This is a genomic window from Bradyrhizobium sp. LM2.9 (assembly GCF_054056555.1).
Map to the genome: position 1 here is coordinate 6,107,098 of NZ_JBSRYJ010000002.1, position 12,925 is coordinate 6,120,022.

Below are 12,925 nucleotides of genomic sequence, written 5' to 3' on the forward strand. Positions count from 1 at the left end.
AAGAACGTTTAGCCCATCCACCATCGGCGATATCGGACGACGGAGGCGATTTCGATGTTCCGCGTTTTTACCTGCCTCACGGCAGAGCATGATTGGCGCCTTGTCATGCTCGCCGGTCTGGTTTGCTTCGCCGCAAGTATTGTAGCCGTCAGCATTTTTCATCGGGCGATCGCGTCGCGAGCTTGGACCCGGCTGATGTGGATTGCGATCGCCGGCGCCGCCATCGGTTATGGAATCTGGGCAACGCATTTTGTTGCAATGCTCGCCTACGAGCCCGGAGTCTCAACCGGTTACGGCATCGCTCTGACAGCTCTGTCGCTCGCCGCGGCGATGATCCTGACGTCATGCGGTTTTGGCGTTGCCGTCAGCAATTCCGGCCCGTGGCGCGCGGCTGCCGGCGGCGGAATTATCGGCGCCGGTATTGCGAGCATGCACTATCTCGGCATGTGGGCCCTCGAAGTGCCTGGTCGCGTGAGCTGGTCGCCGGAGCTGGTGCTCGTCTCCATCGCCCTCGGCATGGTCCTGGGCTACGCCGCCCTTGCGGTTGCGCTGGGCCGCAAGAACAAGTGGGGGACCTTCGTCGCGGCGCTGCTGCTGACTCTCGCCATCGTGTCGCATCATTTCACGGCTATGGGGGCCGTGCAGATCATCCCAGACCCGACGCTGGCAAGCGATACCTTGTCGCTTTCTCCCGGCTTCCTCGCCGTGGCAATTGCGGGTGTGGCTCTGTCAGTACTCGGGATGAGCTTTATCGGCGTGCTGGCGGATCGCCGCCTTGCGACCAGAACCAGCAGATTCGAGGAAATCATCAGTGAGCTTTCGCTCGCCAGGCATCAGGTAGAAGATTCGCAAAAGCAAATCCAGGACCAGAAAATCAGGCTGGACACGGCCATCAACAACATGGTCGAGGGCCTTTGCATGTTCGATGCGGAGAAGCGGCTTGTCGTCTGCAACGAGCGTTATGCCCTGCTCTATCGGCTGCCGCCGGAGCTACTGAGGGCGGGAACATCGCACACCGACATCATCAGGCATCGCATCGTGAATGGAATCCTCAAGGGCGACCCCAGCGAGGACGCTGCCGAGCAATTCATCTCGAAGCTGGCCGCGTTGCCTTTCGATGCTGTCTCGAGCAGAATCGATGAGTTTGCGGATGGTCGGCTGATCTGCGTGACGCGACAGCCAATGGCCGGTGGCGGATGGGTGGCTACGCATCTCGACGTCACCGAGCAACGCCGGTCCGAGGCGAAGATCACTCATATGGCGCAACACGATGCGCTGACCGATCTGCCAAATCGCGTGCTGCTCAGAGAGCGGATGGAGCATGCCATTGCGGTTACGCGCAACGGCGGCGTCGATCTAGCCGTGCTCATACTTGACCTCGATCGCTTCAAGGAAGTCAACGACACCCTTGGACATCCGACGGGCGATTCCCTGCTGCGCGCCGTTGCTGCGCGTCTGCGCGAACGCACCACGGAAACTGCGTTGATCGCTCGACTGGGCGGCGACGAGTTCGCGGTGATCGACTACGTGACCAGCCCAGCCGTGGAAGCCGCCGCCCTCGCCGAGAACATCAGAAAAGCGCTTTGCGAACCGTTCGATCTCGGCGATCACCGGGTCACGGTGGGCACCAGCATCGGCATTGCCATCGCGCCGCGTGATGGCAACGATTCCGACGTGATCATGAAGAGTGCGGATCTTGCTCTCTACTCCGCCAAGAGTGGCGGACGTGGTGCATTCCGCTTCTTCGAGCCGGAACTCGACGAGCTCATGCATGCGCGACGCAACCTGGAGCGCGACATGCGGGCTGCGATTGCCGGCCATCAATTCGAGCTCCACTACCAGCCGTTCGTCAGCTCCGCGACCGGCAAAATCAGCGGCTTCGAGGCCTTGCTACGCTGGCATCACCCACAGCACGGTCTGGTCATGCCGAACGAATTCATCCCGCTTGCGGAGGAGACCGGCTTGATCGTGCCGCTGGGAGAATGGGTCCTGAGAACCGCCTGTGCGGAAGCGGCCAAATGGCCTGCGCATGTCAGGATCGGGATCAATCTGTCTCCCGCTCAATTCAGGAGCAAGGAGCTTGTTCCGGTCGTTATCGGCGCGCTGGCGAGTTCGGGAGTCGCGTCGCACCGACTCGAGCTCGAGGTCACCGAGACGGCGATCATGCATGACAGCGAAGCTGTTTTTGCAGTGCTCGGCCAATTGCGCGAACTCGGCGTGCGGATCGCCCTGGACGATTTCGGCACCGGCTATTCATCACTGAGCTTTCTGCAAAGATTCCCGTTCGACAAGATCAAGATCGACCGCAGTTTCGTCAACGAACTATCCAGCGCGAGGGCAGAGGCGCACCATCTCGCGCGAGCAGTGGTTCGTTTCGCAATCAGCCTCGGTAAGGTGACGACCGCCGAGGGCGTCGAAACGAAGGAGCAGCTGGATATCCTCCGTGAGGAGGGGTGCGTCGAGACGCAAGGCTACTATTTCAGTCGGCCGATGCCTGCATCCGACATCGCCAGAATGCTGCGAGGTGCCGGAGCGGCCGTCCGCGCTGCCTGAGCGTCCAGGCCCTCACTGCAACGGCGGATCGCCGCTGGTGCGCTTCTTGGCGAGATCCATCTCGGTGACGGCGATCAGGATTTCGGCGCGGGTCTTCAAGTCAGGCGCTTCCAGCATCGCTTGCTTCTCGGCCACGCCATAGGGCGACATCATCGCCAGTGCGTTGACGAGCGCCTCATTGGGAGCGGTCTCGACGCCCTCCCAATCGACCTTGAGGTTGTTGGCCTTCAAAAAGTCCGCCAGCACCGTCAGCAGCGCCTCGCGATCGACCTCGTCCTCGCCCATGCGCGGCGTGAAATCGTCGACGAAGGCGAAGAAGTCGACCTTGCACTGCCGGTAGGCGGTAAGCACTTCGAGCTCCTCGAGCACCCTGAAGCGCGAGACGCCGGTCAGCTCGAGAATGTAGCGGCCGTCGCCGGATTCGGCGAGCTGGGTGATGCGGCCGACACAGCCGACGCTGAACAGCGCCGGCCTGTCGGAGTTCTTCCGCGAGTGCGCGATGTCGGGCTGGATCATCCCGATCAGGCGATGGCCGTCGCGGAAGGCGTCGTCGATCATCGCGAGGTAGCGCGGTTCGAAGATGTTGAGCGGCATCTGCCCGCGCGGCAGCAGCAGCGCGCCCGGCAGCGGAAACACCGGAAGGATCTCCGGAAGGTCGGCGGGCCCGCGATATTCGATATTGATCGGCATCTGCCCGGTCCCCTGGCCTTGCCTGCTCGTCTTAGGAAAACAGGATGATCGACAAGCGCTTGCGTCCCTCGACGGTTGCATCATCCGTGCCGCCCCAGGCCTCGAAGAACTGCACCAGCTGCTTGCGGGCGCCGTCGTCGTTCCATTTGCGGTCGCGCTTGATGATCGCGAGTAGTTGCTCGGTGGCGGCGGCGCGGTTGCCTTGCGCGTTGAGCGCGGTCGCGAGGTCAAATCGAGCCTGATGATCGAGCGGGTTTGCGGCGACTTTCTGTTCCAGCTCGGCGACCGGCCCGAGCGATTGCGCCTGCTCGGCGAGATCGATCGCGGTCTGCACGGCTTTCACCGCGGGGTCGTTGCGCTTGGATTCCGGCACCATGGCCAGCGTCTGCTTGGCCTGCTCCATCGCGCCGGAGGTGGCGTAGCATTTCGCAAGTCCGGCAAGGGCCGCGATGTTGGTCGATTCGTGCTCCAGCACTTCCGCGTAGATCTGGGCGGCCGCAGCGGCATCGCCCTCGGCGAGCACGGCCTCGGCCTCTTGGAGGATTTCCGCGACATTCGGCTCACCCGGGGCGGTCACGCCCTTGGTCAGCTTCTCGATGAAGGCGTTGAGCTGGCTCTCCGGCACCGCGCCCATGAAGCCGTCGGCCGGCTGGCCGTTGACGAAGGCGATCACCGCCGGAATCGACTGGATGCCCATCTGGCCCGGGATCGCCGGGTGCTGGTCGATGTTCATCTTGACCAGCTTGACCTTGCCCTTGGCGGCCTTGACGGCCTTTTCCAGCAAGGGCGTAAGCTGCTTGCAGGGGCCGCACCATTCCGCCCAGAAGTCGATCAGCACCGGCTGGTGCTTCGATTCCTCGATGACGTCCTTCACGAAGGTCTGGGTGGTCGTGTCCTTGATCAGATCGGTCGCAGCCGGGCCCGCCGCTCCGTTACCCTGTTCGATGATCGTCACGGGATCCCCTCGTCTGTATCTGGAATGGCGGGTCTTTAGCACGCCGCCAATTCATATGCTTCGCTGTCCGCCCTAAAATTGGGCCGGGGCGGCCGAATTTCAATCCGTGCGCGACGATTCGGCGGTTGCGGGGCGTTTTTGGCCGATTTGGCCGGGTTTGGGTCCATATGGGCCGTCCAATGCGAATCTATGCCGCGCGTAGCTGTTGCATTCGGCGTCCGGTTTTGGCATACGACAGCCGTTGCCGGGCGCGTCACGCGGCCGACACAGGATGCGGGTGTAGCTCAGTGGTAGAGCACGACCTTGCCAAGGTCGGGGTCGAGGGTTCGAGCCCCTTCGCCCGCTCCAATTTTTCCCAAAGCATCCAGCCGAGCCGGACGGGGTCGTGGTTTCCCACGCCGGTGGCGGCTGTATTGGGTCTGTAATGTCGGTTCTAATCGTTGGCAGAGCGTTGGCATCGCGCTTTGACAAGGACCGGTAAGTCGTCTGCCCGCTGCAGCGCAAATCGAAGACTGCCTACTTTGCCTCGATTGCTTGCGCCGGTATTGCTTCGACGGCAACCGCATCTCTCATAAACGGTGGCAGCCCATCCTTATCGTACTGAGCCATCGCGCTTAAGCGGTTCTCTTCGGCTTTCGCGATTAGCTCGCGAGCCTGCGCCTCCTGCTCGGGCGTAAGAGGCGTGTTGAATACCTTACCGTACCTTTCCTGCATAACACGGTCTACGCCGCTGAAGGAAAAATCGCTCTCCCAGCCGTGCACGATCGCGTAACGAACGATTGCCGTGCACTTGGCGGGAAGCTCTCGCTGCTTTCGAAATTGGCTGTACAGCCACAAGACAACATCAGTCACTTGAATGCCTGCACTTTTGTCGTCGGCCTTAACCTCAAACTCGCTGCCGACCACCTTCTGCAAGCTGAAAGTCTCTCCGGCCCAACGTATCTGATCGGGCGCAGCGGTTGTGAAAAGCTCATGGAATGCCGCCAATGATTTCGCGAATTCGGTCTGCTGGTCGTGCGTGATCCGTGCAACGCGCTTTTTGTAGAGCTTCGAGAAATGGTCGAGGCCATCTAGCAGATTGGCGAAGGCCACGAGATTCGGGAAGTGCGCTTGCCGCGACAACTTTCTGTCGGTGTGAATTTGGATCGCCTTCGGGTGAAGGCGCGCCCACTCTAATCCCTCCCCGAGAACTTCGCGGGATTTCTGATCAGGAACCTCTAGAAGATTTCCGTGCAGCCGAGCACAAATCCCCGGCAAAACCTCGTAGGCCTTAGCTTCATTAGGTTCGAGTATGCATTGCCAAAATAGCCGTGCCGTTTCTTCATCTATGGTCAATGCTAGCTTGAAAGCGAGCAGCAGACGAAGTGGGCGCAAGTTGTAATGGTGCCAAGCTACGCCTGCATTCTCTCCAGAGTCGAAAAGCGAATCGTACAGCTTGGTTACAAGAAGATACTTCTTTTCTACACGGGAGATGAAGAAATGAGCTTGAGCCTTCTTAAGCAGAGCAAGAAATTCATCAGCGATCTTTTCGATCCGTCCAACTCCAAGTTCTTTGCCGTGTAAACTGTCAACGCCCAGCGAGGCAGTGAGCTTCAGAGCAGCTTCGCTATGTCCGTCGTCGAAGTTGCCTTTCGTTATCAGTGCCGCTGTGAAGAAGTCCGGCTGTGCTTCGTCGAAGAGATTGTGGCCTGTGTTACCGGTTTCGTCGACATACGCGTACAATGGAATTTTTGACTGGCCCATGAAGTGTCGCCACCGTGTGATTTCTATCTGAAATTGTGCGACTTTACCGTTAGGGTGTAAATGCGCAAAATTTGACAAGTACGTATTGCGCGGCCCAAAGCCCATCTAAAGGGCGCGTGTTCATGAAAACCTAGTCGAACTGTGCGGCTATGCGTGCCGCACGCACCCAATCATCGGAGTTTTCTGACTGGAAGGCAGAGGCCCTGAAGGCTTGAATGACAGCCTCAAGCCGGAATGCCATGTCTCCCGACCTATGCTTCCGGCTTAATTCGAGGCGACCTGTAGGTAAGGCTCGTCGACGACCATTGTGCTGATTCCTAGCTCGGCTAGTCGTCCGAAAAGCTTGTTGTGCGGTGTATCGTAGGCTGGGCCAAAAGCTGTTCCTAGACTAATTCGCTGGTTGTTTTGACCTTGCGTCTCAATCCCCACTAGACGGACAAGAAATTTCTGCTCATATGCATTTGGGGGCAGAAGCGATGGAAATCTATTTTCTCCGGCTATCATTGAAGGCGGTTGCCAACCTTTTTGCTGAGACAAGACCTGATGGCAGCCCACTCTCACGAGAAGAATGGCTTCGGAAGTTTCTCGGGGAAGAGCAAAGGTTTGTGCACTCGAACAACGATTTTGTGTTCGTCCCTGAGGCCAACGCTTCTCCGAACTATCCGAATGTTGTGTTCGGTTGGATTGCTCGTGAGAAAATGTTGCGCGAGCGAACGCCGCCTAGCGAAGGGTTAGAGCCCACCGAACACGGCTCCTGGCAAGCTGCTTTCGCGATGATCGATGTCTCGCCCCACGACGACGGTCAAAAGATCGCAATGGAGCACAATACTGCCGTAGGTATGCCCATTGCCATCTGGAAATCGCTCTTGAAGTCGATGAATGCGGCGACGGAAGCGCCCTACCATGGCGAGGTCTACCCGATCGTGGAGGAGGGGTCGTTTTGGAATTTCGCCCAAGCTCATAAAAATCGGATTCGAAGCATCACGCTCGACGTTGCTGCGCCAAATATGTTCGATGATGTGAATGACTTCCAGAATGAGATGCGTTCACTACGTGACAAGGAAAACGTGTCGAGAGTTAAGACGACCCTCGAGAGTGACACCATTCTCAACACGACTGAGCGTCTGACGCAGATTGTCGACTATACCGAACGAGGGGCAGGTACTTTGTCGGCCACGTCTGAGGATGGTTCGACTTATAGCTCGGAGAAGCACGACAAGCATGTCAACCTGCCGGTAGAGCCACATAGTAAAAACCAAAGCGAATTCCTTCGACAGATACTCACTCTGCTTGATAGGATATTCTAATGACCAAGACGCTTGGATACAGCTTGCTAGCAATCTTTGCAGCTATGTCAGTCGCTATTTCTGCGGCGCGTCCGGAGTGGATTAGCGACGAAAACCCGTTTTTGAAGAATTTTGTGAATCATGAGTTGCTTGCATTGTTGGGCGTCATTCTGGCCATAACGCTGGCGTCGATCGCAAGCGTGCACCTAGAATTCAACAAAATCGAAGAACGTTACAAGCGACGATTCTTGGCCAAGTCTCGTACAAATCTGCGCAAGAACGCGTACTGGTTGATTTCGCTATTCGCAGTTGCCGTTGCGTTGGTCGCGGTAAAGCCGGTGCTGTGTGGAGGCGCAGTCGCACAAGCCTTAGCCAATATGGGTGGACTGCTCATTCTGCTTTGGCACGTCTTGATTTTGATAACCCTCACGCAGCTGGTCTTCTCGATCGAACCGGACCTCGAGCCACCGGCAGCTTGATGAATTCGCGGTTAGTGCCGCCTAAGTTCGTTGCTTGGCCTCGACCTCAACCTGGCCTGAAATCAAGCGACCCTCCGCGATTCCCATCGCGCTGGCGCGCGAGATGGCGTCAAAAGGCCGTTATGATGCGGTGTTTGACGGAGGGCCTTGTCCCGCCGCCGCATTTGCTGCTTGCGCGACGCTTCAAATGTCTAGCCGGTGTCATGGGGAGCGATCGGTCTCGCAATGATAAATGGTTTTCTGCTCGGCGTTTACTTGCCGGATCATCGCACAGGCAATGCGAAAAAGTAGCGCCCAATCCGATTGAGCGCTCATTTGTCAGGCCGCGAGTGGGAAGGATTGCCCCGAAAACTCGGCAAAGGCCTTCGCTGCGGCAACCAATTGATCGTGGCTGATGCCATACATCTCAGCGAACGCAATTTGCGATTCAGGTTCAACATCGCCAAAAAACGACGACATCGGACCGCAGGCTGTCTTCGCCGAAGAGGGATCCAGCAGATACCGGACAAGCTCCTGCGCGTCTAGCTTTTGGCTATACGGCGCATTTACAGTCGCCAGGACTAGAATAGGGCTCTTCATCTGCGTCACTATCTGGATGCCCGGTCAATATAGGATTGAATGGAGCATCTACACTCCCTCCGACAACCGTCACGATCAATTTGTTTGCTATTTGTTCTGCTGCAGCGGTAGATTGCGGCGAATCTTGGGGGTGGGTTCAATCGGTCTCACATGACAATTCTGGTCACCGGCAGCGCGGGCCATCTCGGCGAGGCCCTTCTCCGCACGCTCCGCGGACGCGGTTCAACTGTGCTTGGGATCGATTTGAAGGCATCGCCCTTCACCGATGCCGTCGGCTCGATCGTCGATTCTGATTTCGTGCGAGGCCAGATGGCCGGCGTTACCGCCGTGATCCACACAGCGACGCTGCACAAGCCGCATGTGGCGACGCACTCCAAGCAGGATTTCATCGACACCAACGTCACCGGCACGCTCAATCTGCTCGAAGCGGCGGTGTCCGCTGGCGTGCGCAGCTTCGTCTTCACCAGCACAACCAGCGCGTTCGGCTCGCAGCTTCGGCCCGACGCCGGCCAAGCCGCGGTGTGGGTCACCGAGGACCTGCCGGCGGTGCCCAAGAACATCTACGGCACGACCAAGCTGATGGCCGAAACTCTCTGCGAGCTGTTCTGTCGCGAGCGCGGCCTGCCGGTCCTGATCTTGAGAACCTCGCGCTTCTTCCCCGAAGACGATGACGATCCTGCAATGCGATCAGCTTACGCGCCGGAGAACGCGCAGGCCAACGAGCTGCTCTATCGCCGGCTGGATATCGCGGACGCGGTGAACGCCCATCTGCTCGCCGCCGAGCGGGCGCCGAAGATCGGGTTTGCCCGCTACATCGTGTCGGCCACCAGCCCGTTCGAGCAGCGCCATCTGGCAGCACTTGCGCGCGATGCGGCCACTGTCGTGCGCGAGCTCTATCCGGATTGTGCGGAGCTCTATGCGGCGCGCGGCTGGCGGCTGTTCCCCGCGATCGACCGGGTCTATGTCAACGACCGTGCGCGGCGCGAGCTGGGCTGGCGGCCCGAATTCGACTTCGCCCATGTCCTGAACTGCCTTCGCGATGGCCGCGATTTTCGCAGCACGCTGGCGCGCGATGTGGGGTCGAAAGGCTATCACGAGACGATTTTCGGCGATGGTCCCTACCCCGCCGCCCCGTAGTCGCCGCTTTTGCCAATTTGCCCGATGCATCAAATGCCTGTCCGGAGTCACCGGGAGCAAAATGGCCTCCGCCGTTCTACTGTGCATGGGGTTGTTTTCGCGTTTTTTGTTCCCGACCGTCGTGCTGCCTGCAAATTGGCCATGCGCTGCCTCGATTCCGCGTTGCAGCGAGACCGTTGCCGCTGTCGTGCTCGGGCCGAGAACATCCGTCTCAATTTTTATCGAGGGCAATTGCGGCGCATGCGGCGCGCTTCTCACTGCTCGCAGATGTGCTAACCTTTTTGCGTCTGTCCTCTCGACAGACTCAAAACTTCGCCTCTCGACTAGCCATAATAAAATAACGTGCAGCCCTGACGGCTGCCTTAGGGAGTGACGCGATGACATCGATGTTCCATCGATCCGTGTTGGCGCTTGCGGCCGTGGCCCTTCTTGCGGGGACCAGCGCTGGCTACGCGCAGGACAAGAACAAGCCGCTGAAGAAATACGAATCCGGCACCAAGGAGTTCTGGACCCATCCGCCGGATGACTGGTTCCTCGGCGACGAGACCGAGGCGCAGAAGGGCCTGGCGCCGCCGTCGGGTCCGCCGACCGGCGCGTCGGAGGCCGAACTCGCCAATATCGTCAAGAAGGTCAAGCTGCCGGCGGGCTTCAAGATGGAGGTCTACGCGTCCGGTGTGCTGGCCGCGCGGCAGATGGCCTGGGGTGACAAGGGCACGCTGTTCGTCGGCTCGTTCGGCCTCGGCAACGTCTATGCCATCAAGGACAACAACGGCAAGAAGGAGGTCAAGACCATCCTGAAGGGGCTGAACATGCCCACCGGTCTGGCCTTCAAGGACGGCGCGCTTTACGTCATCGCGGTCGACAAGCTGATCCGCTACGACGATGCCGAAGCCAAGATGGATAATCTCGGCGAGGGCAAGGTCGTCTATGACGATATGCCGTCCTATGCCGCGCACGGCTGGAAATACATCGCGGTCGACAAGGAAGGCTGGTTCTACATTCCGTTCGGACCGCCCTTCAACATCGGCGTGCCCCCAACCAGCGTCGCGCAAATCCGCCGCGTCGATCCCAAGACCGGCAATGCCGAAGTCTATGCGCTCGGCGTCCGCAACTCGGTCGGCGGCGACGTCGATCCGCGTACCGGCAAGTACTGGTTCACCGAGAACGCGCGTGACTGGGTCAGCGATGATCTACCCAGCGACAAGCTGAACATGATCTCGAAGATGGGCGAGCACTTTGGCTATCCCTATTGCCATCAGGGTGACCTGCCCGATCCGAAGTTCGCGATGGGCCACAAATGCTCCGAGTTCACGCCGCCGGTGCTGAACCTCGGCGCTCACGTCGCTCCGCTCGGCATGAAGTTCTATACAGGCGATCAATTTCCGCCTGAGTACAAGAACAACATCCTGATCGCCGAGCACGGCTCCTGGAATCGTCACAAGTACCAGGGCGGCCGCATCATGCGCGTGATCGTCGGACCCGACGGCAAGAATGCCAAGCAGGAGGTGTTTGCTTCCGGCTGGATCGAGGGCGACCAGGGCTATCTCGGCCGTCCCGACGACATCATCCTCGCCAAGGACGGCTCGATCCTCGTCGCCGACGATTGGGCCGGCGCGATCTACCGCATCAGCTACAGCAAGAAGTAGCGTACAAGGACGCGAGGCTGCGGGGCCGAGGGGCACCGCAGCCTTTCTCGTTTTCAATTTCGCACGCTGTGGTTCCGAATCTGCGCGCCGCTTGCGTACAAGTCTGGAACCCAAAACCACGAACGAGGGTTATCGAGTCCGGGTTCGTCCTCAGGCGCGCTCCGGGAATGACGAACTCGTCAAAGCGGAATTTTCAATCATGCGCCGGCAGGTCATCTCGCTCGCTATCAACGCGCTCGCGCTCACAGCGCTCGCATTCGTCCCGGCCCAGGCCGCCGACAACGCCGCGATCAAGGAGAAGGCCGCCGTCTGCTCCGGCTGTCACGGCGAGAACGGCATCTCGCAGACCGAGAATATCCCCTCGCTCGCCGGCCAGCCCGATCAATTTCTGCAATGGCAGCTCGTGTTCTTCCGCGCTGGTTCGCGCAAGAACGACCAGATGCAGCCCATCGCGGAGGAAATCACCAACGAGGACGTCCGCAATTTCGGTGCTTATTTCTCGCAAATGACGCCGCCAAAGGGCGAGGAAGACAAAGACCCGGACCTGTCGAAAAAGGGCGCGCAAGTTGCCGTCGGCCGCCGCTGCGCCTCATGCCACACGGATAGCTTTGCCGGCACCAAGGCCGTCGCGCGACTCGCGGGTCAGCGCGAGGAATATCTGGTCAAGGCGCTGCGCGACTACAAGACCAACCAGCGCGTCGGCGGCGGCGGTGCCGCGATGGCCGATGTCGCCTATCACATGAGCGACGAGGAGATCACGGCCGTCTCGCACTATCTCGCGTATTTCAAGTAGCGGAAGGTGCGGTCAGCCCGCCCGCTGCTTCTCATACGCCTTCAAATGCGTGTACGCGATGCGCAGCTTCGGCACCGGCACCTTGGCGGCATCGGCGCGCGCGATGAGGTCGCCGATGACGTGATCGGCCTCGACCGGCAGGCCGGCCTTGACGTCCCGGAACATCGACGCCGTCATCGGCGAACCCTCGGTGGTGAGGTTACCCTTCACGCGCTCGAAGAACGGACCGCCCGGCGTGTAGCCTGAGGCGGTGGCGATCGCGCTGGTCTCGTCCAGCATGCCGAGCAAAAAGTCCCTGCCGCCGGGGGCGGCGAGAATGTTGCCGACGGAGGTGCGCATCAGGCTGGTGGACGCCGCCAGCGAGGAGAGGAACACCCACTTCTCCCACATGTCCTGCATGATGTTCTGGCTGGCCGTGGCACCATTGATGCCGCCCTTGAAGGCCTCGTCGATCGCCTTGACGCGATCCGACGGCTTTCCGTCGCGCTCGCCGTAATTGATCGACTGCATCGGCTGGAGCTGCACCACCTCGCGCTTCTCGTTGAGCGTCGCGGCGATGGCGCAGAGGCCGCCGAGCACGCGCTCTTTGCCGAACTTGCCGTCGAGGATATCGAGATGCTTCATGCCGTTGAGCATCGGAATGATCGCCGTGTCGGGCCCGACCGCCGCCGCGAACGACTTGATGGCGTCGTCGAGATCGAACGCCTTGCAGCTCAACAGCACCACGTCGAACTTATCGTTGAGCTTGTCGGCCTCGACCCGCGGCGGATCCTTCAGCGTGATGTCGCCATTCGGGCTCTTGATGACGAGGCCGGCGCTCGCGAGCTCGCTGGCGCGCCGCGGCCGGACCAGGAAGGTGACGTCGCGGCCGGCCTGCAACAGCCTGCCACCAAAATAGCCGCCGATGGCGCCGGCACCGACCACGAGGATACGCATGGGATTGTCCTTGTTGCTCTTGCGGTTGTTCTTACTGTTGTTGGCGATCCATTTATAGTCGTCATTGCGAGCGAAGCGAAGCAATCCAGAATGCTGCCGCGATCACATTCTGTCGCTGGAGAATGAGC

11 protein-coding genes and 1 tRNA gene are annotated in these 12,925 nt (G+C 59.7%); 7 read left to right on the top strand and 5 right to left on the bottom strand.

Translation table 11 applies throughout. From position 1 onward, the window contains the following. The first annotated feature begins 54 nt into the window (after positions 1–54). Entirely contained in the window at positions 55–2,553 is a 2,499-nt protein-coding gene (locus tag ACVWW3_RS31475; RefSeq protein WP_456647602.1) for an EAL domain-containing protein, read from the top strand. A 12-nt stretch (positions 2,554–2,565) separates the two neighbouring features. On the opposite strand, the gene ACVWW3_RS31480 is transcribed toward ACVWW3_RS31475, so the two are convergent. Continuing rightward, a complete protein-coding gene (locus tag ACVWW3_RS31480) occupies positions 2,566–3,243 on the bottom strand; it encodes an LON peptidase substrate-binding domain-containing protein (RefSeq protein WP_247352505.1) in 678 nt (225 codons plus the stop codon). Positions 3,244–3,274: 31 nt separating this feature from the next. Beyond that, entirely contained in the window at positions 3,275–4,198 is a 924-nt protein-coding gene (gene trxA, locus ACVWW3_RS31485) for a thioredoxin (protein ID WP_456647601.1), read from the bottom strand. A gap of 273 nt (positions 4,199–4,471) precedes the next feature. Here trxA and ACVWW3_RS31490 point away from each other — a divergent pair. Continuing rightward, a tRNA-Gly gene (locus ACVWW3_RS31490) sits at positions 4,472–4,546 on the top strand. A 168-nt stretch (positions 4,547–4,714) separates the two neighbouring features. Here ACVWW3_RS31490 and ACVWW3_RS31495 read toward each other — a convergent pair. Further along, positions 4,715–5,941: a DUF3800 domain-containing protein gene (locus ACVWW3_RS31495; protein WP_456647600.1), complete on the bottom strand. Its 1,227-nt coding sequence runs from the start codon at positions 5,939–5,941 to the stop codon at positions 4,715–4,717. A gap of 476 nt (positions 5,942–6,417) precedes the next feature. Between ACVWW3_RS31495 and ACVWW3_RS31500 the strand changes: the two genes are divergently transcribed. Beyond that, a complete protein-coding gene (locus tag ACVWW3_RS31500) occupies positions 6,418–7,248 on the top strand; it encodes a hypothetical protein (protein WP_456647599.1) in 831 nt (276 codons plus the stop codon). Continuing rightward, on the top strand, positions 7,248–7,706 hold the full coding sequence (locus ACVWW3_RS31505; RefSeq protein ID WP_456647598.1) for a hypothetical protein: 459 nt from the start codon (positions 7,248–7,250) through the stop codon (positions 7,704–7,706). The genes ACVWW3_RS31500 and ACVWW3_RS31505 overlap by 1 nt, the downstream gene beginning before the upstream one ends. A 318-nt stretch (positions 7,707–8,024) precedes the next feature. On the opposite strand, the gene ACVWW3_RS31510 is transcribed toward ACVWW3_RS31505, so the two are convergent. Beyond that, positions 8,025–8,285 (bottom strand): hypothetical protein, encoded by a 261-nt coding sequence (locus tag ACVWW3_RS31510; protein ID WP_456649713.1) that lies wholly within the window; start codon positions 8,283–8,285, stop codon positions 8,025–8,027. Between the two features lie 150 nt (positions 8,286–8,435). On the opposite strand from ACVWW3_RS31510, the gene ACVWW3_RS31515 reads away from it, so the two are divergent. The 3 genes from ACVWW3_RS31515 (at position 8,436) to ACVWW3_RS31525 (ending at position 11,861) form a co-directional block, all read left to right on the top strand. Next, positions 8,436–9,422, top strand: a complete 987-nt coding sequence (locus tag ACVWW3_RS31515; protein ID WP_456647597.1) for an NAD-dependent epimerase/dehydratase family protein — start codon at positions 8,436–8,438, stop codon at positions 9,420–9,422. Positions 9,423–9,799: 377 nt separating this feature from the next. Next, positions 9,800–11,068 (top strand): PQQ-dependent sugar dehydrogenase, encoded by a 1,269-nt coding sequence (locus ACVWW3_RS31520; RefSeq protein ID WP_247352500.1) that lies wholly within the window; start codon positions 9,800–9,802, stop codon positions 11,066–11,068. A gap of 199 nt (positions 11,069–11,267) precedes the next feature. Further along, positions 11,268–11,861 carry a c-type cytochrome gene (locus tag ACVWW3_RS31525; protein ID WP_456647596.1) on the top strand — a complete coding sequence of 198 codons (594 nt, stop codon included), beginning with the start codon at positions 11,268–11,270 and terminating at the stop codon, positions 11,859–11,861. 12 nt (positions 11,862–11,873) lie between these two features. Here the strand turns inward: ACVWW3_RS31525 and panE are convergent, their stop codons facing one another. Beyond that, the gene (panE, locus tag ACVWW3_RS31530) at positions 11,874–12,797 is read right to left on the bottom strand and encodes a 2-dehydropantoate 2-reductase (protein ID WP_456649712.1); all 924 of its coding nucleotides are present in this window, start codon (positions 12,795–12,797) and stop codon (positions 11,874–11,876) included. Between the last annotated feature and the right edge of the window lie 128 nt (positions 12,798–12,925).